Source organism: Geodermatophilus africanus (assembly GCF_900107105.1).
GTDB classification, from domain to species: domain Bacteria; phylum Actinomycetota; class Actinomycetes; order Mycobacteriales; family Geodermatophilaceae; genus Geodermatophilus; species Geodermatophilus africanus.
This window is the reverse complement of the sequence record NZ_FNOT01000006.1, coordinates 123,421-145,631: the sequence shown is the minus strand read 5'-3', so window position 1 is coordinate 145,631 and position 22,211 is coordinate 123,421. Positions and strand designations below refer to the sequence as shown.

The 22,211-nt window shown below is 76.3% G+C and carries 26 protein-coding genes; 19 read left to right on the top strand and 7 right to left on the bottom strand.

The annotated features are described in order from the left end of the window. Positions 1 to 34 precede the first annotated feature (34 nt). From rplQ to truA, 3 genes are read left to right on the top strand one after another with little or no spacing between them, the layout of a single operon-like run. The gene (rplQ, locus tag BLW63_RS28935) at positions 35 to 736 is read left to right on the top strand and encodes a 50S ribosomal protein L17 (RefSeq protein WP_091156671.1); all 702 of its coding nucleotides are present in this window, start codon (positions 35 to 37) and stop codon (positions 734 to 736) included. After that, positions 733 to 1,116, top strand: a complete 384-nt coding sequence (locus tag BLW63_RS13020; RefSeq protein ID WP_091156668.1) for a hypothetical protein — start codon at positions 733 to 735, stop codon at positions 1,114 to 1,116. Before rplQ ends, BLW63_RS13020 begins: the two co-directional genes overlap by 4 nt. Positions 1,117 to 1,123: 7 nt before the next feature. Then, the gene (gene truA, locus BLW63_RS13015; protein WP_091156664.1) at positions 1,124 to 1,972 is read left to right on the top strand and encodes a tRNA pseudouridine(38-40) synthase TruA; all 849 of its coding nucleotides are present in this window, start codon (positions 1,124 to 1,126) and stop codon (positions 1,970 to 1,972) included. 76 nt (positions 1,973 to 2,048) lie between these two features. Here truA and BLW63_RS13010 read toward each other — a convergent pair whose 3' ends face one another. Both BLW63_RS13010 and mobA read right to left on the bottom strand, forming a co-directional pair. Further along, positions 2,049 to 2,711, bottom strand: a complete 663-nt coding sequence (locus BLW63_RS13010) for an SDR family oxidoreductase (RefSeq protein ID WP_091156661.1) — start codon at positions 2,709 to 2,711, stop codon at positions 2,049 to 2,051. Positions 2,712 to 2,720: 9 nt separating this feature from the next. After that, complete coding sequence (gene mobA / locus BLW63_RS13005) at positions 2,721 to 3,326, bottom strand: molybdenum cofactor guanylyltransferase (protein ID WP_091156658.1); 606 nt, start codon at positions 3,324 to 3,326, stop codon at positions 2,721 to 2,723. Positions 3,327 to 3,367: 41 nt separating this feature from the next. Between mobA and fdhD the strand changes: the two genes are divergently transcribed. After that, a complete protein-coding gene (fdhD, locus tag BLW63_RS13000) occupies positions 3,368 to 4,198 on the top strand; it encodes a formate dehydrogenase accessory sulfurtransferase FdhD (protein WP_091156655.1) in 831 nt (276 codons plus the stop codon). Between the two features lie 144 nt (positions 4,199 to 4,342). On the opposite strand, the gene BLW63_RS12995 is transcribed toward fdhD, so the two are convergent. The 3 genes from BLW63_RS12995 to moeA are packed head-to-tail and all read right to left on the bottom strand — an operon-like array spanning position 4,343 to position 6,497. Next, positions 4,343 to 4,840 (bottom strand): MogA/MoaB family molybdenum cofactor biosynthesis protein, encoded by a 498-nt coding sequence (locus BLW63_RS12995; RefSeq protein WP_091157197.1) that lies wholly within the window; start codon positions 4,838 to 4,840, stop codon positions 4,343 to 4,345. Further along, on the bottom strand, positions 4,837 to 5,307 hold the full coding sequence (gene moaC / locus BLW63_RS12990; protein ID WP_091156652.1) for a cyclic pyranopterin monophosphate synthase MoaC: 471 nt from the start codon (positions 5,305 to 5,307) through the stop codon (positions 4,837 to 4,839). Before moaC ends, BLW63_RS12995 begins: the two co-directional genes overlap by 4 nt. Further along, positions 5,304 to 6,497, bottom strand: a complete 1,194-nt coding sequence (moeA, locus tag BLW63_RS12985; RefSeq protein ID WP_091156646.1) for a molybdopterin molybdotransferase MoeA — start codon at positions 6,495 to 6,497, stop codon at positions 5,304 to 5,306. Before moeA ends, moaC begins: the two co-directional genes overlap by 4 nt. 153 nt (positions 6,498 to 6,650) lie before the next feature. Here moeA and BLW63_RS12980 point away from each other — a divergent pair, with 153 nt between their 5' ends. The 15 genes from BLW63_RS12980 (at position 6,651) to tsaD (ending at position 20,425) form a co-directional block, all read left to right on the top strand. Further along, on the top strand, positions 6,651 to 7,145 hold the full coding sequence (locus BLW63_RS12980; RefSeq protein ID WP_091157193.1) for a beta-class carbonic anhydrase: 495 nt from the start codon (positions 6,651 to 6,653) through the stop codon (positions 7,143 to 7,145). A 150-nt stretch (positions 7,146 to 7,295) separates the two neighbouring features. Next, positions 7,296 to 7,739, top strand: coding sequence for a 50S ribosomal protein L13 (gene rplM / locus BLW63_RS12975; RefSeq protein WP_091156643.1), 444 nt, complete (start codon positions 7,296 to 7,298; stop codon positions 7,737 to 7,739). Then, entirely contained in the window at positions 7,736 to 8,155 is a 420-nt protein-coding gene (gene rpsI, locus BLW63_RS12970) for a 30S ribosomal protein S9 (protein ID WP_091156639.1), read from the top strand. Before rplM ends, rpsI begins: the two co-directional genes overlap by 4 nt. Positions 8,156 to 8,166: 11 nt before the next feature. Then, positions 8,167 to 9,510 (top strand): phosphoglucosamine mutase, encoded by a 1,344-nt coding sequence (glmM, locus tag BLW63_RS12965; RefSeq protein WP_091156636.1) that lies wholly within the window; start codon positions 8,167 to 8,169, stop codon positions 9,508 to 9,510. 310 nt (positions 9,511 to 9,820) lie between these two features. Continuing rightward, positions 9,821 to 11,680 (top strand): glutamine--fructose-6-phosphate transaminase (isomerizing), encoded by a 1,860-nt coding sequence (glmS, locus tag BLW63_RS12960; RefSeq protein ID WP_091156632.1) that lies wholly within the window; start codon positions 9,821 to 9,823, stop codon positions 11,678 to 11,680. 269 nt (positions 11,681 to 11,949) lie between these two features. Further along, positions 11,950 to 12,342, top strand: coding sequence for a holo-ACP synthase (locus tag BLW63_RS12955; protein WP_091157190.1), 393 nt, complete (start codon positions 11,950 to 11,952; stop codon positions 12,340 to 12,342). Next, positions 12,339 to 13,868 (top strand): NAD(P)H-hydrate dehydratase, encoded by a 1,530-nt coding sequence (locus tag BLW63_RS12950; protein ID WP_244522547.1) that lies wholly within the window; start codon positions 12,339 to 12,341, stop codon positions 13,866 to 13,868. Before BLW63_RS12955 ends, BLW63_RS12950 begins: the two co-directional genes overlap by 4 nt. After that, positions 13,865 to 15,001, top strand: a complete 1,137-nt coding sequence (alr, locus tag BLW63_RS12945; RefSeq protein ID WP_091156628.1) for an alanine racemase — start codon at positions 13,865 to 13,867, stop codon at positions 14,999 to 15,001. The genes BLW63_RS12950 and alr overlap by 4 nt, the downstream gene beginning before the upstream one ends. Continuing rightward, entirely contained in the window at positions 15,001 to 16,206 is a 1,206-nt protein-coding gene (locus tag BLW63_RS12940) for an alpha/beta fold hydrolase (protein WP_244522546.1), read from the top strand. Before alr ends, BLW63_RS12940 begins: the two co-directional genes overlap by 1 nt. Then, a complete protein-coding gene (locus tag BLW63_RS12935) occupies positions 16,203 to 16,826 on the top strand; it encodes a uracil-DNA glycosylase (protein WP_091156622.1) in 624 nt (207 codons plus the stop codon). Before BLW63_RS12940 ends, BLW63_RS12935 begins: the two co-directional genes overlap by 4 nt. After that, positions 16,823 to 17,278: a tRNA (adenosine(37)-N6)-threonylcarbamoyltransferase complex ATPase subunit type 1 TsaE gene (gene tsaE / locus BLW63_RS12930; RefSeq protein ID WP_091156615.1), complete on the top strand. Its 456-nt coding sequence runs from the start codon at positions 16,823 to 16,825 to the stop codon at positions 17,276 to 17,278. Before BLW63_RS12935 ends, tsaE begins: the two co-directional genes overlap by 4 nt. Then, complete coding sequence (locus BLW63_RS12925) at positions 17,275 to 17,694, top strand: NUDIX domain-containing protein (protein WP_091156612.1); 420 nt, start codon at positions 17,275 to 17,277, stop codon at positions 17,692 to 17,694. The genes tsaE and BLW63_RS12925 overlap by 4 nt, the downstream gene beginning before the upstream one ends. A gap of 541 nt (positions 17,695 to 18,235) precedes the next feature. Continuing rightward, positions 18,236 to 18,874 carry a tRNA (adenosine(37)-N6)-threonylcarbamoyltransferase complex dimerization subunit type 1 TsaB gene (tsaB, locus tag BLW63_RS12915; protein ID WP_091156608.1) on the top strand — a complete coding sequence of 213 codons (639 nt, stop codon included), beginning with the start codon at positions 18,236 to 18,238 and terminating at the stop codon, positions 18,872 to 18,874. 73 nt (positions 18,875 to 18,947) lie between these two features. Further along, entirely contained in the window at positions 18,948 to 19,394 is a 447-nt protein-coding gene (gene rimI / locus BLW63_RS12910; RefSeq protein WP_211517107.1) for a ribosomal protein S18-alanine N-acetyltransferase, read from the top strand. Next, positions 19,391 to 20,425 carry a tRNA (adenosine(37)-N6)-threonylcarbamoyltransferase complex transferase subunit TsaD gene (tsaD, locus tag BLW63_RS12905; protein ID WP_091156605.1) on the top strand — a complete coding sequence of 345 codons (1,035 nt, stop codon included), beginning with the start codon at positions 19,391 to 19,393 and terminating at the stop codon, positions 20,423 to 20,425. Before rimI ends, tsaD begins: the two co-directional genes overlap by 4 nt. Positions 20,426 to 20,448: 23 nt before the next feature. Here the strand turns inward: tsaD and BLW63_RS12900 are convergent, their stop codons facing one another. Beyond that, entirely contained in the window at positions 20,449 to 20,862 is a 414-nt protein-coding gene (locus tag BLW63_RS12900) for a DUF1761 domain-containing protein (RefSeq protein WP_091156602.1), read from the bottom strand. Between the two features lie 55 nt (positions 20,863 to 20,917). Further along, a complete protein-coding gene (locus BLW63_RS12895; protein WP_091156599.1) occupies positions 20,918 to 22,135 on the bottom strand; it encodes a THUMP-like domain-containing protein in 1,218 nt (405 codons plus the stop codon). Positions 22,136 to 22,211: the final 76 nt, after the last annotated feature.

Sequence of the window (22,211 nt, the reverse complement as noted above, 5' to 3'; positions counted from 1 at the left end):
GCACCGCGGCCCGGCAGCCTGAGGAAGGACCGACATGCCCACCCCCACCAAGGGCCCCCGTCTCGGCGGTTCCCCTTCGCACGAGCGGCTGATGCTGGCCAACCTGGCCACGTCGCTGTTCGAGCACGGGCGGATCACGACCACCGCGGCGAAGGCCAAGCGGCTGCGTCCCCTGGCCGAGAAGCTGGTGACCTTCGCCAAGCGCGGTGACCTGCACGCCCGCCGTCAGGTGATGACGACGATCCGGGACAAGGACGTCGTGCACACGCTGTTCGCCGAGATCGGGCCGCGCTTCGCGGACCGTCCGGGCGGCTACACCCGCATCACCAAGGTGGGGCCGCGCAAGGGTGACAACGCCCCCATGGCGGTCATCGAGCTGGTCGAGGGTCAGACCGTGGCCCAGCAGGCCGTCGGCGAGGCCGAGCGCGCCCGTGGCACCCGCTTCGCCGGTGCCGCCTCGGGCGCGGGCGCCGCTGCCGCCGCCGGTGAGGTCACCGCCGACGCGCTGGAGAGCGCCGAGGTCGCCGAGGACACCGAGGCCGGCAGCAACACCAGTGGCGACGCCGTGGACGCCGAGGTGACCGCGGACGCCGACACCGCGTCCGACGACACCGCGTCCGACGAGGGTGCGACCGAGGCCGGCAGCAACACCAGTGGCGACGCCGTGGACACCGAGGTGACCGCGGACGCCGACACGTCCTCGGACGACGCCGAGGGCACGGACGGCGCCCGGTGAGCGACCGGGAGAACCCGGGCGAGGGCGCCAAGGCCGGCGCGGCCGGGGTCCCTGCCAGCGGCGGCGACCAGGGGGCGACCTTCGTGGGGGAGACCACCGGCCCCGGCGGGGACACCTCGCCGGCCGTGACCTCCGGGAACGTCGACGCGCAGGCCCAGCAGGTCGTCACCGACGTGTTCACCCCCGACGGTGAGCGCCAGGACGACGCCGACGTGACCCCGGAGCCGACCGCCGAGAACGTCGCCGTGGTCGACGACCCGGCGCTGTCCCCGGACGTGGCCCGCGCGGCTGCCGCCGAGGTCGAGGCCGCCGAGCTGGGCGACGCCGCGACCGCCGGCACGCACGCGCCCGGGGGCGAGGCCGCTCCCGACCCCCGGTGAGCGGTCGCTGACCACTCCACGCCGTACCGACGAGCCCGTCACCCCGCCCGGTGGCGGGCTCGTCCGTCTCCGGCTCGGGATCGCCTACGACGGGACCGCGCTGCACGGCTGGGCCCGGCAGCCCGCCCAGCGCACCGTGCAGGGAGACCTCGAGGAGGCCCTGGCACGGGTGCTGCGGCAACCGGTCGCGCTGACCGTCGCCGGGCGCACCGACGCCGGGGTGCACGCCACCGGCCAGGTCGCCCACGCCGACGTCCCCCGGGCGGTGTGGGAGGGGCAGCGCGCCAGGCTGGTGCGCCGGCTGCGCGGCGTGCTGCCCCCCGACATCGCCGTCCACGCGGTCGAGGAGGCGCCGCCGGAGTTCGAGGCCCGCTTCGGGGCGCTACGCCGGCACTACGTCTACCGGCTGACCGACGCCGACAGCGGGCCGCCGCCCCTGCGCCGCGCCGACACGGTCGGTTGGCCCCGGCAGCTGGACGCCGCGGCGATGGCGGCCGCCGCGGGGTCGTTGCTGGGCCTGCACGACTTCGCCGCGTTCTGCCGTCGCCGGGAGGGCGCGACGACCATCCGCACCCTGCTCGCCCTCGACGTGGCGCGCGACGGCGACCTGGTGACCGTGCGGGCCTCGGCCGACGCCTTCTGCCACTCGATGGTGCGCAGCCTGGTCGGTGCGCTCACCGCGGTGGGGGAGGGGCGGCGTCCGCCGGAGTGGCCGGCGGCGCTGCTCGGTGCCGGCGCCCGCTCCAGCGAGGTGCCGGTCGTCCCGCCCGGCGGGCTGACGCTGCTGGCGGTCGACTACCCGCCCGACGACGAGCTGGCCGCCCGGGCGGTGGTCACGCGGGGCCTCCGCTCTTGAGGGACGACGCCCCGGTGTGGCCCCGTCCCGGGCACCGCGCTGCCGTCGCAAAGGGTGGGGAGGACGGGGTCCCTTCTCAGGGGAGCGCGGCGACGGCCTCGTCGATCGGGGTGTCGCCGCTGACGAGCTCGACGACCTCGTCGGTCTTCCCGGCGTCCAGCAGCGCGAGCAGCACCGCGGCGACGTCGTCCCGCGGCACGTCGCCGAAGGCCACGCCGTGGGCGAGGGTGACCCGGCCGGTGCCGGGCTCGTCGGTGAGCCGGCCGGGCCGCAGGATCACCGTGTCCAGGGCGGGCCGGGGCAGGATCGCGTCCTCGGCGGCGAGCTTGGCCTGCAGGTAGGCGGCGAAGACCGGGTCCATGCCCTGCGGCGTCCCCTGGCGGGCCTGCTCGACCCCCATCGAGGACACCAGCAGGTACCGCCGGACGCCCGCCCGCTCGGCCGCGTCGGCGAGCAGCAGGGCCGCGCCCTTGTCGACGGTGTGCTTGCGGGCCCCGCCGCTGCCCGGGCCGGCCCCCGCCGCGAAGACCACGGCGTCGGCCCCGGACACCACCTCGGCGACCTGGTCCACGCCGGCCTGCTCGAGGTCGAGGACGACCGGCTCCACCCCGTCGGCGCGCAGGTCGTCGGCGTGCGCGGGGTTGCGGACGATCCCGGCGACCGTGTCGCCCCGGCCGGACAGCAGGCGGCCGAGGCGACGGGCGACCTGCCCGTGGGCCCCGGCGATGACGATGCGCATTGAGCAGCCCTACCCCCCGGGTCGGCGGGGAACCCGGCGCACGGCGGCCGCCCGGGCCCGGGCGAGGTCGGCCGGGGTGTCGCAGTCGATCCACGGCGGCGGCTGACCGGGCGCGACCTCCGGGTGCAGCCGCCGGACCGCCAGCGGGGCGAGCACCCGGCGCACCGAGGTGGGCCCGTCGACGTCGGCGACCGCCGCCCGCAGCGCCGCCGTCCGCCACACCCCCAGCAGCAGCTGGTCGCGGCCGGTGTCGTCGACGACCAGCACGCCGTCACCGGTCAGCCGGTCCCGCAGTGCCCGGACCAGCCCGGCGGTGAGGAACGGCAGGTCGCCGGCGAGCAGGGCGACCACCTCGCCGGGGACGTGCCCGAGCCCCGCCTTGATGGCGGCCACGGGGCCGCCCCGGGGCGGGTCCTCCCGGACGACGAGGACGTCCGGCGGCACCGGCTGCGGGGGGCCGACGACGATCCGCGGGGCGGCGTCGGGCACGGCGGCCAGGACCCGCTCGAGGATGGCGCGGCCGCCCACCTCGAGCTGTGGCTTGGCCTGCCCGCCCATCCGCGCCGCGCGACCGCCGGCGAGGACGACGGCGGCGTAGGGCGGCAGCGCGGGCACGCTGCGACCGTAGGGCCCGGACGTGGGTACCGTCGCCGTCCGTGGGACGAGTGACGAGCCGGACACCGGTGCTGCGCATCCGTGGCGCGGTGCACAGCACCCGCCCGGACACCGTGGCGGCCGAGGAGCCGCTGGAGATTCGGCTGGCGGGCACGCCGCTGGCGGTCACGATGCGCACCCCCGGCGACGACTTCGACCTGGTGCACGGCTTCCTCGCCACCGAGGCGGTCATCGGGTCGGCCGACGACGTCGCCGGGCTGCGCTACTGCAACTCCGTCGACGAGGACGGCCGCAACACGTACAACGTCGTCGACGTCGACCTCGCGCCCGGCGTGGAGCCCCCGGACACCGCGCTGGACCGGAACTTCTACACGTCGAGCTCCTGCGGGGTGTGCGGCAAGGCCAGCATCGACGCCATCCGCACGAAGACGCGGCACGACGTCGCGGGAGACGACGTCCGGCTGCCGCTGCCGACGCTGCTCGCGCTGCCCGACCGGCTGCGCGCGGCCCAGCAGGTGTTCGACAAGACCGGTGGGCTGCACGCGGCCGGCCTGTTCACGGCCGACGGCGAGCTGGTGGCCCTGCGGGAGGACGTCGGCCGGCACAACGCCGTCGACAAGGTGGTCGGCGACGCGGTGCGTGGGGGGCGGCTCCCGCTGAGCGGCCACGTGCTCATGGTCAGCGGGCGGGCGAGCTTCGAGCTCACCCAGAAGGCCGCGATGGCCGGCATCCCGGTGCTGGCCGCGGTGTCGGCGCCGTCGTCCCTGGCGGTGGAGCTGGCCGCCGACGTCGGCATCACCCTCGTCGGCTTCCTCCGCGGCGACGGCTGCAACGTCTACACCCGCACCGAGCGGATCGCCCTGCCGGAGTGATGCCGGGCTACTCGGTCACGGGAGCCGCCCTGCGCAGGTGACGCGAGGAGTGGGGGCCGGAGGCTCCCGCGACGAGCCGTCAGGCAGGGCTCAGCGCCACGGGGGGACGGCACCTGACCGCGGTCGGAGCGCGGTAGCGCGACATCAGGCATGGTCGCCGCCGCGCAGCTGGCTGACGACGTGGGGGAGCAGCGGGCCCAGCACCGCCAGGCCGTCCCTCACCCCACCGGTCGACCCGGGCAGGTTCACCACCAGCGTCCGCCCGGCGGTGCCGGCGATCCCGCGGGACAGCACCGAGGTCGGCACCTTCCCCTCCCCGTACCGGCGGACCGCCTCGGCGATGCCGGGCGCCTCGCGCTCGAGCACCCGGCGGGTCGCCTCGGGGGTCACGTCGGTGGGGGAGAGCCCGGTGCCGCCGGTCGTGAGGACGACGTCCGCGCCGGAGCCGATGGCCGCCAGCAGCACCACCTCCAGCTCCGCGACGTCGTCCGGCCGCACGTGCGGCCCCTCGACGGCGAACCCCAGCGCGCGCAGCCCCTCGGCGAGGGCCTGTCCGCTGCGGTCCTCGTAGACCCCGGCCGACGCCCGGTTGGAGGCGGTGACGACGACGGCCCGCGCGTCGCCGGGCAGCGCGGCGTTCACCGCCGCCACTCCCCGCTCTTCCCGCCGGACTTGGCCAGGAGCCGGACGTCGGTGATCGCGGCGCGCGGGTCCACGGCCTTGACCATGTCGATCACGGTCAGCCCGGCGACGGCCACGGACGTGAGCGCCTCCATCTCCACGCCGGTGCGGTCCGCGGTCCGGGCGGTGGCGGTGATCTCGACGGCGTCGTCGGCCACGGTCACGTCCACGGTGACGCCGTGCAGGGCGATGGGGTGGCACAGGGGGACGAGGTCCGGCGTCCGCTTGGCCCCGGCGATGCCCGCGATGCGGGCGACCGCGACGGCGTCGCCCTTGGGGACCCCCTCGCCGCGCAGCAGGGCGACCACCTCGGGGCTGACCAGCACCCGGCCGGCCGCGGTCGCTTCCCGGGCGGTGACCGGCTTGGCCGAGACGTCGACCATGCGGGCGGCGCCGGCCTCGTCGACGTGCGTGAGCCTGTCCCTCATTGCAGCGCTCCTTCGATCAGCACGACGTCCACCGGGGCGCCGGCGGGCAGCTCGGTGACGTCCTCGGGGACGACGACCAGGCAGTTGGCGCGGGCCAGGTGCGCCACCAGGTGCGACCCGGGGCCGCCGACCTGCGAGACGGTGCCGTCGTCGTAGCGGCCGCGCAGGAACTGGCGGCGCCCGGCGGGGGAGCGCAGCGGGGCGGTGAGCGTCGCCGGAGCGCGCAACCGGCCGGGGGCGGCGTGGCCCAGCGCCCGGCGCAGCGCCGGCCGGACGAACACCTCGAAGGAGACGAACGAGCTCACCGGGTTGCCGGGCAGCGTGACCACCGGGACGCCGTCCACCGTGCCGGCCCCCTGCGGACCGCCGGGCTGCATCGCGACCTTGACGAACTCGACGGTGCCCAGCGCCCGGAAGGCGTCCTTGACCACCTCGTAGGCGCCGGCGCTGACCCCGCCGCTGGTGACCAGCAGGTCGGCGCCGGCCAGTTCGGCGCGGACGGTGGCCAGGAACTGGTCGACGTCGTCGGGCACGAAGTGCAGCCGCCGGGCCGTCCCGCCGGCGTCCTCCACGGCGGCGACCAGCAGCGCGGAGTTGGACTCGTAGATCTGGCCGGGCCGCAGCGGCTCGCCGGGCTCGACCAGCTCGCTGCCGGTGGAGAGCACCAGCACGCGCGGCCGGCGGCGGACCCACAGCGTCCGCGCGCCGACGGCGGCGGCCAGACCGAGCTGTGCGGCGCCCAGCGGGGTGCCGGCGGTGAGGGCGACGGTGCCGGCGGTGATGTCCTCGCCGGCCCGCCGCAGGTGCGTCCCGGGAGCGGGCGCGTCGCGGATCTCCACGACGTCGGTGGCGCCGTCGGTGAGCTCGACCGGGACGACGACGTCCGCGCCCGCGGGGAGCGGCGCACCGGTCATGATCCGCTGGACGGTGCCCGGCCCCAGCGGATGGACGTCGGTGCGTCCGGCCGGGATGTCATCGGCGACCGGCAGCCGCACCGGGAGGCCGGCGACCTCCACCGAGCGCGCGGCGTACCCGTCCATCGCGGAGTTGTCGAAGCCGGGCAGCGACACCTGCGCGGTCACGTCCCGGGCGAGCACCCGGTTGTGCCCGGCCGCCAGCGGCACCTCCTCCTCGCCCAGCGGGGCGAGGAGCGCCGCGACGACCGCCTGGTGTTCCTCGACCGTGCGCACGGGGCCATCCTGACCGATCGACCCGCTGTGCACCGGGGAGGGCGAGCGGGGGGGGGCGACGTGCGCCCGGCGCCGGCGCTCCGCGCGGGCCGGACCGGTTGACCCGCCCGGTTAGGGTCCGTGCGGACCCGACGAGGTGACCGAGGGGTGGGCATGAGCGAGATCGACCGGATGTTGGCGGCGAACGCGCAGGGGGCGTCGCAGTCGCCCGGGGAACTCCCGGCGCGGCCGGCTCGAGGGGTCGCCGTGGTGGCCTGCATGGACGCGCGGATGGACCTCTACCGGATCCTCGGCCTGGCACCCGGCGACGCCCACGTCATCCGCAACGCCGGCGGCGTCGTCACCGAGGACACCCTGCGCTCGCTCGCGATCTCACAGCACCTGCTCGGCACCCGGGAGGTGCTGCTCGTCCACCACACCCGCTGCGGCATGCAGGACGCCGACGAGACCGCCGTCCTGGACCAGGTCGAGCAGGCCACGGGGGCCCGGCCCGAGTGGGCCGTGCAGGGCTTCGCGGACGTCGACGAGGACGTGCGGGAGTCGGTCCGGCGACTGCGGGCGTCCCCGTACCTGGTCGCCACGGAGGTGCGCGGGACCGTCTACGACGTCCACACCGGGCTGCTGCGTGAGGTCGCAGTCGAGGGCTGACCTCCGGCCGGGGAGAGGCCCGAGGTCCGGCTGGTATCGTGGTCGGCTGGCGCGCGCGGCCGGCTGGTGCCCGCGTGTCCTGCCCTGTCTCCCGTGCTCGGTGAGGCGATCCCACCAGCCGATCCGACGACGACGGAGGACACGAGCGCCGTGCGCACGTACACCCCCAAGCCCGGCGACATCAGCCGGGCCTGGCACGTCATCGACGCCACCGACGTGGTGCTCGGTCGACTCGCCAGCCAGACCGCGGTCCTGCTCCGCGGGAAGCACAAGCCCCAGTACGCCCCGCACGTGGACGTCGGCGACTTCGTCGTCATCGTCAACGCCGGCAAGGTGGCCCTGACCGGCTCCAAGCGGGACGAGAAGGTCGCCTACCGCCACTCCGGCTACCCGGGTGGCCTCAAGCGGATCCCCGTCGGCGACCAGCTGCGCACCCACCCCGACCGCGTCATCGAGCGCGCGATCAAGGGCATGCTGCCGCACAACAGCCTGGGTCGTCAGATGCTCAAGAAGCTGAAGGTGTACGCCGGGCCCGAGCACCCGCACGCCGCTCAGCAGCCCCAGCCCTTCGAGATCAAGCAGGTGGCCCAGTGACGACCGCCCTCAACGTGACCGACGCCGAGGGGCGTCCGGTGCAGACCGTCGGCCGGCGCAAGGAGGCCATCGTCCGGGTGCGCCTGCTGCCGGGCACCGGTCAGTTCCGCCTCAACGGCCGCACCATCGAGGAGTACTTCCCGAACAAGGTGCACCAGCAGCTCATCCGTGAGCCGTTCGTGACCGTCGAGCGGACCGAGCAGTACGACGTCGTCGGCATCCTCAGGGGCGGCGGCGTCAGCGGTCAGGCCGGCGCGCTGCGCCTGGCGATCGCCCGCGCGCTGATCCAGGTCGAGGCCGAGGACCGTCCGGCCCTCAAGAAGGCCGGCTTCCTCACCCGCGACCCCCGCGTCACCGAGCGCAAGAAGTACGGGCTCAAGAAGGCCCGCAAGGCGCCTCAGTACTCGAAGCGCTGACCGGTACGTCCGTGGGTCGCCTCTTCGGGACCGACGGCGTCCGGGGTCGGGCCAACGCCGACCTCACGCCGGAGTTGGCCCTCTCGGTGGCACGTGCTGCCGCCGGCGTGCTCGCCGACCGCGACGGGACCCAGCGTCCCGTCGCGGTCGTCGGCCGCGACCCCCGCGCCAGCGGGGAGATGCTCGAGGCCGCCGTCGTGGCGGGCCTCGCGAGCGCCGGGGCGCAGGTGCTGCGGGCCGGGGTGCTGCCCACCCCGGCGATCGCGCACCTCACCGCGCACACCGGCGCGGACCTCGGCGTGATGATCTCCGCCAGCCACAACCCGATGCCCGACAACGGCATCAAGCTGTTCAGCCGCGGCGGCCACAAGCTGCCCGACGCGGTCGAGGCCGCCATCGAGCAGGCCGTGACCGCCGGCCAGACCGACGGCCCACGCCCCACCGGCGCCGAGATCGGCCGGGTCTCCGACCTCGCCGACGCCGGGGCGGCATACGTCGAGCACCTGCTCGCGACCGTCGAGCGGCCGCTGTCCGGCCTCACCCTCGTCGTCGACTGCGCCCACGGCGCGGCCGCGGTGTGCGCGCCCGAGGTCTACCGGCGGGCCGGGGCCACCGTGCACGTCATCGGTGGCGAGCCCGACGGCTGGAACATCAACGACGGCATCGGCTCCACCCACCTCGGCCCACTGACCGAGGCCGTGCGCGCGCACGGGGCCGACCTCGGCATCGCCCACGACGGCGACGCCGACCGCTGCCTGGCCGTCACCGCCGAGGGCCACGTCGTCGACGGCGACGCGATCCTCGCGATCTGCGCGCTGGGGCTGCACGAGCACGGCCGGCTCACCGGCGACACCGTCGTCGCGACGGTCATGAGCAACCTCGGCTTCCACCACACGATGCGCCACGCCGGCATCGCCGTGCACACCACCGCCGTCGGCGACCGGTACGTGCTCGAGGCGCTGCGGACGCAGGGCCTGAGCCTGGGTGGCGAGCAGAGCGGCCACCTGGTGTTCCTCGACCACGCGACGACCGGCGACGGGTTGCTCACCGGCCTGTCGTTGCTGTCCCGGATGGCGGAGACCGGCTCGTCGCTGGCCGAGCTCGCCTCGGTGGTCCACCGGCTGCCGCAGACCCTGGTCAACGTGCCGGTGCGCGACCGGCTGGCGGTCGTGGAGAGCGACGAGGTCGCCGCCGCGGTCAACCGGTGCGAGGCCGACCTCGGGGACGACGGCCGGGTGCTGCTGCGGCCGTCGGGCACCGAGCAGCTCGTGCGCGTGATGGTCGAGGCGCCCACCCAGGAGCGGGCCGACGCCATCGCCAGGCGCCTCGCCGACGTGGTCGCCGCCGTCGACTGAGGAAGGACCACCCTTCCCCCCACGCCTCGCAGGCTCGGCGCGGGCCCCTGAAGGGTGGCCGTTCCAGGACGTCACCGGGCTCGCGGCGGGACCCTGCAAGGGGGCCGTTCCAGCACGTCACCGGGCTCGGCGCCGGCCCCTGGAGGGTGGCCGTTCCAGGACGTCACCGGGCTCGCGGCGGGGGCGGCGCCTGGGCGCGGGGGCGTCGGCAGGACGACGGTGTGACGGGCGTCGACTGCTGGGGCGTGATTCGTCCCTCCCACTCGTGTGAGGGAGGGGTCCGGCGGGTCCCCCCGGTAGCCTCGGAGGAATGTGCGGCATCGTGGGATACGTCGGCCCGCAGAGCGCCCTGGGCGTCGTCCTGGAGGGCCTGCGCCGGCTGGAGTACCGGGGGTACGACTCGGCGGGCGTCGCCGTCCTCGCCGACGGCGGGCAGTCGACGGCGAAGAAGGCCGGCAAGCTGGCGAACCTGGAGAAGGTCCTCGCCGACTCGCCGCTCCCCGAGTCGACGATCGGCATCGGGCACACGCGCTGGGCGACCCACGGCGGGCCGACCGACCGCAACGCGCACCCGCACCTGTCCGCGGACGGCCGGGTCGCGGTCATCCACAACGGCATCATCGAGAACTTCGCCACGCTGCGCGCCGAGTGCGAGGCGGCCGGCGTCGAGTTCGCCTCCGAGACCGACACCGAGGTCGCCGCGCACCTGCTGGCGGCGACCTACCAGGGGACGCCGGAGGGCCCCGGACGCCTGGCCGAGGCGATGCGCACGGTCAGCCGCCGGCTGGAGGGCGCCTTCACGCTGGTCGCCTCGCACGCCGACGAGCCCGACACCCTCGTCGCCTCCCGCCGCAACAGCCCGCTGGTCGTGGGCGTCGGCGACGGCGAGTACTTCCTGGGTTCCGACGTCGCCGCCTTCATCGCGCACACCCGTGAGGCTCGCGAGCTCGGCCAGGACCAGGTCGTCGAGATCCACCGGCAGCGCGGGGTCACGGTCACGACCTTCGACGGCGCCCCGGCCGAGCCGAAGGCGTACACGGTCGACTGGGACGCCGCCGCCGCCGAGAAGGGCGGCTTCGACTGGTTCATGCTCAAGGAGATCGCCGAGCAGCCGCGGGCGATCGCCGACACCCTGCTGGGGCGCACCGACGGGCAGGGGAAGCTCGTCCTCGACGAGGTGCGGCTGACCGACCAGGACCTGCGCGACGTCGACAAGATCTTCGTCGTGGCCTGCGGCACCGCCTACCACGCCGGCCTCATCGCGAAGTACGCCATCGAGCACTGGACCCGCATCCCGGTCGAGGTGGAGGTCGCCAGCGAGTTCCGCTACCGCGACCCGGTGCTCGACCGCTCGACGCTGGTCGTCGTCATCAGCCAATCCGGCGAGACGATGGACACCCTCATGGCGCTCCGGCACGCCAAGGACCAGAAGGCCCGCGTGCTGGCGATCTGCAACGCCAACGGATCGACCATCCCGCGCGAGTCCGACGCCGTCCTGTACACGCACGCCGGCCCGGAGGTCGCGGTCGCCTCGACCAAGGGCTTCCTCACCCAGCTCGTGGCCTGTTACCTGGTCGGCCTGTTCCTCGCCCAGATCCGCGGCATCAAGTACGAGGACGAGGTGGCGGCGGTCGTCGCCGAGCTGCACCGGCTCCCCGAGGCCGTCGCCCAGGTGCTCGAGCAGATGGAGCCGGTCCGCGAGCTCGGCCGCTCGATGGCCGAGGCGGACCGCATGCTGTTCCTGGGTCGGCACGTGAGCTTCCCGGTGGCGCTCGAGGGTGCGCTGAAGCTGAAGGAGCTCGCGTACATCCACGCCGAGGGGTTCGCCGCCGGCGAGCTCAAGCACGGCCCGATCGCGGTCGTCGACGAGGGCACTCCGGTGGTCGTGGTCGTCCCGCCACGGGCTCGCGACCTGCTGCACGGCAAGGTCGTCTCGAACATCCAGGAGGTCCGCGCCCGCGGTGCCCGCACGATCGTGATCGCCGAGGAGGGGGACGAGGACGTCGTCCCGTACGCCGACCACGTCATCCGCGTGCCCCGGACGCCGACCCTGCTGGCACCCGTCGTCACGACCGTGCCGCTGCAGGTGCTGGCGTGCGAGATCGCGGACAGCCGCGGGTTCGACGTCGACCAGCCGCGAAACCTGGCCAAGAGCGTCACCGTCGAGTGACGCTCCCGTGAGCACCGCAGCGAGCGGGGAGCGAAGCGGGAGCAGAACCGACGCAGGGTCACCGTCGAGTGAGTCGCCGCGATGATCAGCTGAGCTGGTCGTCGTAGGCCCTGGCTCACCTCCGGAGGTGAGCCAGGACCCGGGACGGTGAGCCAGGACTGGGGACGGTGAGCCAGGACCGGGACCGGTGACCCGCGACCGTTCCGGCCGGCCTGCCGAGGACCCCCCGCCGGACGGCGCGGCAGACCGTGGCACGGCAGACTGGCCCGGTGATCATCGGGGTCGGGATCGACGTCGTGCCCGTCGACCGCTTCGCCGAGTCCCTGATCCGCACCCCGGGCCTGCGCGACCGGCTCTTCACCGCCGAGGAGCAGCGCACGCCCCGCGGCGGCGTCCGGACCGGCGAGTCGCTGGCCGCCCGGTTCGCCGCCAAGGAGGCCGTCGCCAAGGCCCTGGGCGCGCCCGGCGACCTGCGCTGGCACGACGCCGAGGTCACCGTCGGCGACCACGGGCGGCCGCACCTGACGGTCCGCGGCACGGTGGCCGGCCGCGCGGCCCAGCTCGGGGTCACCTCCTGGCACGTCTCGCTGAGCCACGACGGCGGCATCGCCTCGGCGGTGGTGGTCGCCGAGGGCGTGCTGCGTGGGGAGGTGGAGACGTGATCGGGCTGTACACGGCGGCGGAGGTGCGTGCCGCCGAGGAGCCGCTGCTGGCCGCCACGCCGGAGGGCACGCTGATGCAGCGGGCGGCGACCGGCCTGGCCACCGTCTGCCTGGGTCTGCTCGGCCGGGCGCACGGCAGCCGCGTCACCGCCCTCGTCGGCGCCGGCAACAACGGCGGGGACGCGCTCTTCGCCGGCGCGCACCTGGCCCGCCGCGGCGCCCGGGTGACCGCCGTCCTGCTCGACCCGGAGCGGGCGCACGTCGCCGGGCTGGCCGCGTTGCGCGCCGCGGGGGGCTGGGTCACCGGACCCGACGGGCCGACCGGGCTGGAGCGCGCCGACCTCGTGCTCGACGGGATCGTCGGCATCGGCGTTCACGGGGGCCTGCGTCCGGCGGCTGCCGCGCTGGTCGAGCGGGCCGCCACCGGGCCGGGGCTGACGGTCGCCGTCGACGTCCCCAGCGGGGTGGACGCCGACACCGGCGCGGTTCCCGGGGCGGCGTTCCCGGCGCTGCACACGGTCACGTTCGGCGCGCTCAAGACCGGCCTGGTCGTGGGGGAGGGCCGCGGCTACGCGGGCCGGGTCCACCTGGTCGACATCGGGCTCGACCTGCCGGCGGCCGGGGTGCACCAGCTCACCGACGCCGACGTCGCGGCGCGCCTCCGCCCTCCGGGCAGCGGCGACGACAAGTACACGCAGGGCGTGGTGGGGGTCGTCGCCGGGTCCTCGACCTACCCCGGGGCGGCCGTGCTGTGCACGGGCGCCGCGCTGCGCGCCCGGCCGGGGCTGGTCCGCTACGCGGGGACGGCGGCCGCGGGCGTGCGGGCCGCCTGGCCGGAGACGATCGTCACCGAGGGGCGGCCCGCCGACGCGGGGCGGGTGCAGGCGTGGGTGGTAGGCCCCGGCTTGGGCACCGACGACGACGCCCGCAGCGTGCTGGCCGAGGTGCTGGCCACGGACCTGCCGGTGCTCGTGGACGCGGACGCGCTGACGATGGCCGCGCAGCAGCCGGACCTGGTGCGGCGGCGGGCGGCGCCGACCGTGCTGACCCCGCACGACCGCGAGTTCGCGCGGTTCGGGGCCGAGGTGGGCGGGGACCGGGTCGGCGCGGCCCGCCGGCTGGCCGCCGACCTGGGCGCCGTCGTCCTGCTCAAGGGCGATGCGACCGTGGTGGCCGCCCCGGAGGGGACCGCCTACGTCAACGCCACCGGCACACCGTGGCTGGCCACGGCCGGCACCGGCGACGTCCTCTCCGGCCTCACCGGCGCGCTGCTGGCCACCGGACTGCCGGCCGCGGAGGCCGCGGCGGTGGGGGCGCACGTGCACGGGCGCGCCGGGCAGCTCGCCGCGGAGGAGGGGCCGCTGATCGCCAGCGACCTCGTCCGCTGTCTGCCGGCCACGCTGGCCCGCCTGCGTCGGGCGCCCGCGGAGCGGCTGGGAGACTCGGGGACCGAGCTTGCGAGGTCACGCGTGGGCAGAGCAGCGACGGGCACGTTCCCGACGAGCGCCAGCGAGGAGGGGACGTGAGCGATCGAGCCCGGGCCGAGGTGGTGGTCGACCTCGACGCCATCGCCGCCAACACCGCCGCGCTGCGCGAGCGCGTCGACCGGCCGCTGATGGCGGTGGTGAAGGCCGACGGCTATGGCCACGGCCTGGTCCCGGCCGCGCGTGCGGCGCTGGCCGGGGGAGCCGACGCGCTGGGCGTCGCGGTGCTGGAGGAGGCGCTGGCGCTGCGCGCGGCCGGCGTCGCCGCGCCGCTGCTGGCCTGGCTGCACACCCCCGGCAGCGACTACGCCGCCGCGCTGGCCGCCGACGTCGAGGTGTCGGTCAACGCGGAGTGGGCCCTCGCCGAGGTCGTCGCCGCGGCCCGCGCGACCGGCGGCACCGCCCGTGTCCACCTGTTCGCCGACACCGGGCTCTCCCGGGAGGGCGCCACCGAGGCCGACTGGCCGGACCTGGTCGCCGCGGCGGCGCGGGCGCAGGCCGACGGCGAGGTGGCCGTGGTGGGGCTGTGGAGCCACATGGCCTACGCCGACGCCCCGACCCACCCGACGATCGGCGTGCAGGTGCGGGTGTTCGAGGCGGCGGTCGCGGTGGCCCGGGCGGCCGGGCTGACCGACGCCCGGCTGCACCTGGCGAACTCCGCGGCGACGGTCGCGCTGCCGGATACCTGGTACGACATGGTCCGCCCGGGGATCGCCGTCTACGGCCTGGACCCGCTCGGTGGGGACCCGGCCGCGCACGGTCTGCGGCCGGCGATGACGGTGCGGGCCCGCGCCGCGCTGACCAAGCGGGTGCCTGCCGGCGTCGGCGTCTCCTACGGCCACACCTACTTCCCGGAGGCCGAGACGACGCTGCTGCTGGTGCCGGTCGGCTACGCCGACGGGGTGCCGCGGGCGGCGGGCAACCGCGCGCCGGTCCTGGCCGCCGGGGTGCAGCGCAGGATCGCCGGGCGCGTCTGCATGGACCAGTTCGTGCTGGACGTCGGCGACGCCGAGGTCCGCGCGGGTGACGAGGTCGTGCTCTGGGGGCCGGGGGACGGCGGGGAGCCGACGGCGCAGGACTGGGCGGACGCGGTCGACACCATCCACTACGAGCTGGTCACCCGGATCGGCGGCCGCTTCACCCGCCGGTACGTCGGCTCGGCGGGGGCGGTCTGATGGCGCACCGGCACCCGAGGCCGCGCCCGGGGATGGGCGTCCGCCGGCCGCACCACAAGGCCGGTCTGCTCGGCGCGGTCCTCGGCCTGGCCGCGGCCGGCACCGCCGTCGGCGTCGCCGTCAGCCGGGCCGCCGCCCGGCGGGTGGGTGCCGAGCGGCTGGGCTCGGCGGCCGGGCTGCCGGCGGGCGCCACGGACGCCGAGCTGCGCGAGGACGACCCGCTCGGCCCGGCCTCCCGGCGCGCCGACCGGACCGCGCTGGTGGCCGCCGACGACGGCGTGCTGCTGGCGGTGGAGGAGGTCGGCCCCACCGACGCCCCGCTCACGGTGGTCTTCGCGCACGGCTACTGCCTGTCGATGGCGTCGTGGACCTTTCAGCGGCTGGCCCTCGGCGCCGAGCTGGCCACCGCCAACGGCTCGCGCCCCAAGGCGCGGTTGGTCTTCTACGACCAGCGCGGGCACGGCGCCTCCGCGCGCGGGCCGGGCGAGCACTCGACGATGCAGCAGCTCGGCCGCGACCTGGACGCGGTGCTGCGGGCGCGGGTGCCGTCCGGGCCGGTGGTGCTGGTCGGTCACTCCATGGGCGGCATGACCGTCATGTCCCTGGCCGGGCTGCGACCGGAGCTGTTCGGGACGCGGGTCGTCGGCGCGGCCCTGTTGAGCACCTCCAGCGGCAACCTGGCCGAGCTCGACTTCGGCATGCCGGAGTTCCTCACCCGGGTGCGCGCGGCGCTCCTGCCGGTCGCGGCGTTCACCATGCGCCGCCGTCCCGGCTTCGCCGAGCGCACCCGCCGGCTGGCCGCCGACCTCATCTCGCACGTCACCTGGTCGCTGTCGTTCGCCTCGACCGACGTCGACCCGGCGCTCGGCCGCTACGTCGACTCGATGATCGCCGGCACGCCGGTCGAGGTGATCGCGGAGTTCTACCCGGCCCTCGCCGGTCTGGACGGGACTGCGTCGCTGGAGCCGCTGCGCGCCGTCCCGACGCTGGTGCTCACCGGGGACGAGGACACGCTGATCCCGCCGCGGCACAGCGACATGCTCGTGCAGCTGCTCGGCGGGACGGACGCGCTCGACGTCGAGTACGTCGTCGTCGCCGAGGCCGGGCACATGGTGCCGCTGGAGAAGCCCGGCGAGGTGACCGCGGCGCTGTCGGCGCTGCTGCGCCGGGTGTGCGCGGACCTCTCCGCAGGGGTGGACGGGTGACCCGGCCGCCCCGGTTCGACGCCGCCGCCGAGGAGGTCGCCCGCGTCGCCGCGGCCGCGCTCGACTGGGACGCCCTGGCCGCCGCGGCCCGCCCCTGCGTGGCCTGTCCCGAGCTGGCGGCCACCCGGCAGCACGTGGTGGTGGGCGACGCCCCGGCCGGCGGGCGGCCGCGCTTCGCGCTGGTCGGGGAGGCGCCGGGGGCGAATGAGGACCAGACCGGCCGGCCGTTCGTGGGGAAGAGCGGTCAGCTGCTCGACCAGCTGCTGGCCGAGGCCGGGCTGGCCCGCGCCGAGGCCGCCGTGTTGAACATCGTGAAGTGCCGCCCGCCGGGCAACCGGACGCCGAAGGCCCCCGAGGTGGCCCGCTGCAGCGGCTGGCTGCGGCGCCAGCTGGAGCTGCTGGACCCGCCGGTCGTCGTCGCACTGGGGCTGTCGTCGGCCAAGTGGTTCCTCGGCCCGCGCACCGTGCTGGCCGAGGCGCGCGGCCGGGCGCACGACGTCGACGGCCGGGCGGTCTGGGCCACCTACCACCCGTCGGCGGCGATCCGGTTCGGCCCGAACGGGGCGCCGCGGGCCGGGCTGTTGGCCGACCTCACCGCGGTCGCGGGGACCCTGGCGTGAGGCGCGAGCACGTGCTGCCGACCCCGGCGGACACCCGGGCGCTGGGCGCCGCGCTCGCGGGCCTGGTGCGCGCCGGCGACCTCGTCGTGCTGGTCGGCCCGCTCGGCGCGGGCAAGACGGCGCTGACCCAGGGGCTGGGCGAGGCGCTCGGGGTCCGCGAGCCCGTCACCTCCCCGACGTTCGTCATCTCCCGCGTGCACCGCGGCGGCCGGCTGCCGCTGGTGCACGTCGACGCCTACCGCCTCGGCGGGGTCGCCGACGTCGACGACCTCGACCTCGACGCGTCCACCGAGGAGTCGGTGACCGTCGTCGAGTGGGGGCAGGGCCTGGTCGAGCGGCTGGCCGACGAGCACCTCGAGGTGCGGCTGGACCGGCGTGACGACGACGTCCGGACGGCGGAGCTTGTGCCGCACGGTCTCGGCTGGGAGCAGCGCCTCGACGGCGCCGCGTGACGCCCGGCCGGCACCACGTCGTCGCGGGGGTCCTCGTCCGCGGGGCCACGGTGCTGCTGGGCCACCGGTCGCCGGACCGGCGCTGGTGCCCCGACGTGTGGGACCTCCCCGGCGGCCACGTCGAGCCGGGGGAGGACGAGCCGGCCGCGCTGGCCCGGGAGCTGCAGGAGGAGGTCGGCGTCGTCCCCCGGGACCCGGTGCTGCTGACCCGGTTCGAGGGCGACGAGCTGGTGCTGTCCCTGTGGGTGGTCCGGGCGTGGGACGGCGAGCCGCGCAACCGGCAGCCGCACGAGCACGACGCGCTGCGCTGGGTGGGCGCCGCGGACCTGTCCGGACTGCGCCTGGCCCACCCGGCCTACGTCGAGGTCGTCCACCGGCTGGTCGAGTTCGGGAACGCAGCGCCCCCCGGCGAGTGAGCGCTCCCGCGACTACAGGGCCATGAGCAGTTTGACGTCCCGGTGGCCGGTGCCCGGCGCAGGGCTGCGAGGACCTCGCGGGCGGTCGACGTGGCGATGGCGTGGGGCAGCACCTTCGGGTCGGACGACGCCCGGACGGGACCGCTCCCGGTGGCCGGGCGCGTCGCCCACCCGTCGGCAGCATGGGCGGCGAACCAGAGCGGATGGCGACGAGGGCGTGCACGTCCAGCAGGGCCGCGGCGTCTCGCAGTCAGTCGTCGTCGCGCCCGGCGGACCATCGCGGCGGACAAGGGGGGACTCCCGGAGGGGACGCGGATGACCGGGAGGCCGTCCCCCCCGTCCCCACCCGCGCCGGGGTGAGCCCTCGCCGGGCGAGCTCGGACACCACCGAGCCGAGCGAGCGACGCTGTTCCGCGGCCAGCTCGCGGGCGGCCGCCACGACCTCGTCATCCAGGTCCAGGGTGGCGGGAACGAGGTGATGCCACCGCATCGACGGACGCTCGTCCAGGAGGAGGCGCTGGGGCCACTACCCTGGGCGGTCGTGCTCGTCCTCGCCCTCGACACGGCCACGCCGACGCTGGTCGCCGGCCTCGCCCGGTGGTCCCCGGACGGCGCGACCGAGGTGCTCGCCGAGCGGGCGGTGCCCTCGGGCAACCGGCACGCCGAGCTGCTCACCGTCGCCGTCACCGACGTGCTGCGCGACGCCGGGCTGGCGCTCGCCGACGTCACGGCCGTGGTGACCGGACTCGGCCCCGGGCCCTTCACCGGGCTGCGCGTCGGGGTGGTCACGGCAGCGGCGATCGGCGACGCCCGAGGGCTGCCCGTGGTCGGCGTCTGCTCGCTGGACGCCGTCGGCTCCGGCGTCCGCACGGTGGTCACCGACGCCCGCCGCAAGGAGGTCTACTGGGCCGCCTACGACGCCGCCGGTGCGCGCACCGACGGCCCGGGCGTGGTGCGCCCCGAGGAGCTGGCCGTGACCGGGCCGGTCGTCGGCGACGCCCGGTTCGCCGAGCGGCTGGGCGTCGAGGTCACCCCGGCCGAGGTGACGACGGCGGGGCTGGTCCGGGCCGCGGCGCCGCAGCTGGCCGACCCGTCGTCCGCCGCCCCGCTCGTGCCCCTGTACCTGCGCCGCCCGGACGCCGTCCCGCCCACGTCGTTCAAGCCGGTGACCACCTCGTGAGCGAGCGTGCGAGCTCACGCACGAGCAGGGCAGCGGCGCGCACCCGGCTGACGAGCGCCAGCGAGGAAGGCAGGTGAGCGCCCGGCTGCGGCCGATGCGCCTGGCCGACCTGGACGCCGTCCTCGAGCTCGAGGAGCAGCTGTTCGCCCCGGACACCTGGACCCGGGCGATGTACCGCGACGAGCTCTCGCGCACCGACACCCGCTTCTACCTGGTGGCCGAGGACGGCGACCGGGTCATCGGCTACGCCGGGCTGATCGCCTACGACGACGAGGCGCACGTGGCCACCATCGGGGTCGCCGCGGACCGGCAGGGCGAGGGGATCGGTGCCCAGCTGCTCGACGCGCTGCTCGCCGAGGCCGACCGGCGCAGCCCCGTGGTGCTGCTCGAGGTGCGCGCCGACAACGAGGTCGCCCAGGGGCTCTACCGGCGGCGCGGCTTCACCGAGATCGGCCGGCGGCCGCGGTACTACCAGCCGAGCGGCACGGACGCCGTCGTGATGAGGAGAGAGAAGCTGTGAGCGAGCCGCTGGTACTGGGGTTCGAGACCTCGTGCGACGAGACGGGTGTCGGCCTGGTGCGCGGGCAGACGCTGCTGTCGGACGCCCTGGCCACGTCGGTGGCCGAGCACGAGCGCTTCGGCGGGGTGGTCCCCGAGATCGCCTCGCGGGCGCACCTGGAGGCGATGGTGCCGACCGTGCACCGGGCGCTGGCCGAGGCCGGGGTGCGCGCCTCGGACGTCGACGCGGTCGCGGTCACCGCGGGGCCCGGGCTCACCGGCGCGCTGCTGGTCGGCCTGGCCGCGGCGAAGGCCTACGCGCTGGCGCTGGACACGCCGCTGTACGGCGTCAACCACCTGGCCGCGCACGTCGCCGTCGACGAGCTGCAGCACGGGACGCTGGCCGAGCCGTCGCTGGCGCTGCTGGTGTCCGGCGGGCACAGCTCGCTGCTGCTGGTGCCCGACCTCGCCCGCGAGGTGCAGTCGCTGGGCCGCACCATCGACGACGCGGCGGGGGAGGCCTTCGACAAGGTGGCCCGCGTGCTCGGCCTGCCCTTCCCTGGCGGCCCGCCCATCGACAGGGCCGCGCGCGAGGGCGACCCGCAGGCGATCGGCTTCCCGCGCGGGCTCACCGGCCCCCGCGACGCGCCGTACGATTTCTCGTTCTCCGGCCTGAAGACCGCCGTCGCCCGGTGGGTCGAGGCCCGGCAGCGGGCGGGGGAGCCGGTGCCGGTGGCCGACGTCGCGGCGTCCTTCCAGGAGGCCGTCGCCGACGTGCTCACCGCCAAGGCCGTGCGCGCCTGCCGCGACCACGGCGTCGACCACCTGGTGCTTGGCGGTGGCGTGGCGGCCAACTCGCGGCTGCGCGCGCTGGCCGAGGAGCGCTGCGCCGCCGCGGGGATCGTGCTCCGCGTGCCCAGCCCGCGGCTGTGCACCGACAACGGCGCGATGGTCGCGGCGCTGGGGTCGCGGCTGGTCTCGTCAGGGGTCGCGCCCTCGTCCCCGGACGTCGGCGCGGACAGCTCGCTGCCGATCGACGTCGTCACCCGCTGAGCGGCGCCTCCGCGCGAGGTGGGTCAGCGCCGCTTCGGCCCGCGGCCGACCGTGACGGAGATCAGCAGGAGCTTGACCAGCCAGTCGCCGGCGTGGATCGCGGCCTGTTGCCAGGGCACCTTCTCGTGCACGACCGAGCCGGTGAGCAGCACGATGGGGAACGCTCCCCAGAGGCCCAGCCCCAGGCGTGCCGCGCTGGCCGGGTTCCGCGCCCCGGTGGACTCGAACAGGAGAGCCACGGCGGTGGCCACCGCCCCGCTGCGGGCGAGCTCCACTGGCAGCACCCACGCCGCGGCTGCTCCGCCGTCGGCGTAGGCCTCGTCCAGCTCCGCGAGCCGGTCGCCCCAGGCCGTGTACCAGGCGGCGCTGGCCAGCACGGATCCGCCGGCCGCGAGGCCGATCCTCCGCAGGTCGACGTGCGTGCCTCGTCCGTCCATGCGTCCTCCTCGGATCCGGGTCCTCGGGGGTGTGGACCCGGGCGGCCGTACGGACTCATCGGTCGGAGAGGTCGCACACCAGGGCGGTCGGGGCCCCGGCGACGCGGGTGACGACGACGGTCGCCGTCCCCGCGCCCGGGCCGCGCAGCCGGCCGGCGAGGGTCTCCGGTTCGATCGCCGAGCCGCGCTTCTTGACCACCACCCGGCCGACGCCGCGGGTCCGCAGCAGCGCCTTGAGCCTCTTGAGGTTGAAGGGCAGCACCTCGTCGACGCGGTACGAGGACACCCACGGGGAGCCGGTCGGCGCGTCCGAGGTCAGGTAGGCGATCGTCGGGTCGACCAGCGTGGCGCCGACGTCGGCGGCGACCAGCGACACCAGCCCCGAGCGGATCACCGCCGGGTCCGGTTCGTGCAGCCAACCACGCACCGGCCCGGGTGGTGCCGGCCCGGGGTCGGCGTCGGCGGTCAGCTCCAGGACGTCGTCCCCACGCACCAGGGACGCCCGCCGCCAGGCCACAGACACCGCCCGGCCCCACAGCAGCGCCTCGACGATCGAGCCGCCGGCCGACACCCACTCCGCCTCGACGCCGGCGGGCACCCGCTCGTGGTCCAGGCCCGGCGCCACCTTGACCACCGCGTGGGGCACCCGGTCCAGCAGGGTGGCGACCGTCGACCAGGGCGGCGACCACCGGTCGGGGTCCAGCTGCCGTCGTCCACCGGCCCGTCGGGCCGGGTCCAGGACGGCGGCGCCGCAGCCGGCCACCTCGCCGCCGCGCGCCGCGGCCACCAGGTCGACGGCGTCCCCGGCGACCACCCACACCCGGTCGGCCACCTCGAGGGCCTCGGCGTTCGCGGCGGTCAGCTCGCGGGCCAGCGGGTCGGTGTCGACGGCGAGCACGGTGGCCCCGGCCCGCGCCAGCGCGATCGTGTCGGTGCCCGAGGCGCAGCCGAGGTCGGCCGCGGAGTCGACCTCCCCGGACAGCAGTCGCCGCGCCCGCCGCGCGGCCAGCGCCGGACGGCCGGCCTGCTCGAGGGTGTCGGCGGTGAGGAACAGGACGTCGGCGTCGGCGCCGAACACCGGTCGGGCCCGCGCCCGCAGCCGCGCCAGCTCCCAGGCCGGGCCGGCGTGCTCCGCTCCGACCCGACTCCGCAGCCGGGCCAGCGCGGGGAGGACGTCGAGGCCCTGGGCCATCAGCTCGGCGGCGAGCGCGGTGGCGGCCACCCCCTCGGGCGTCCGTAGCCGGTGGAGCTGCGCGAGGGCGTCGTCGGACACGGGACCAGGGTGGCGCACGGGTGCGGCGCCCTCCCCGGGGACCCGGTTGAGTGGCTGGCACTCTCATAGGTAGAGT

What these genes read in the sequence shown, in the direction of transcription:
- BLW63_RS12940 (WP_244522546.1), top strand. Translation starts at nt 15,001, where the DNA reads ATGGCGCACCGGCACCCGAGGCCGCGCCCGGGGATGGGCGTCCGCCGG.
- BLW63_RS13010 (WP_091156661.1), bottom strand. Translation starts at nt 2,711, where the DNA reads ATGCGCATCGTCATCGCCGGGGCCCACGGGCAGGTCGCCCGTCGCCTC.
- moaC (WP_091156652.1), bottom strand. Translation starts at nt 5,307, where the DNA reads ATGAGGGACAGGCTCACGCACGTCGACGAGGCCGGCGCCGCCCGCATG.
- rplQ (WP_091156671.1), top strand. Translation starts at nt 35, where the DNA reads ATGCCCACCCCCACCAAGGGCCCCCGTCTCGGCGGTTCCCCTTCGCAC.
- glmS (WP_091156632.1), top strand. Translation starts at nt 9,821, where the DNA reads ATGTGCGGCATCGTGGGATACGTCGGCCCGCAGAGCGCCCTGGGCGTC.
- BLW63_RS12980 (WP_091157193.1), top strand. Translation starts at nt 6,651, where the DNA reads ATGAGCGAGATCGACCGGATGTTGGCGGCGAACGCGCAGGGGGCGTCG.
- BLW63_RS12900 (WP_091156602.1), bottom strand. Translation starts at nt 20,862, where the DNA reads ATGGACGGACGAGGCACGCACGTCGACCTGCGGAGGATCGGCCTCGCG.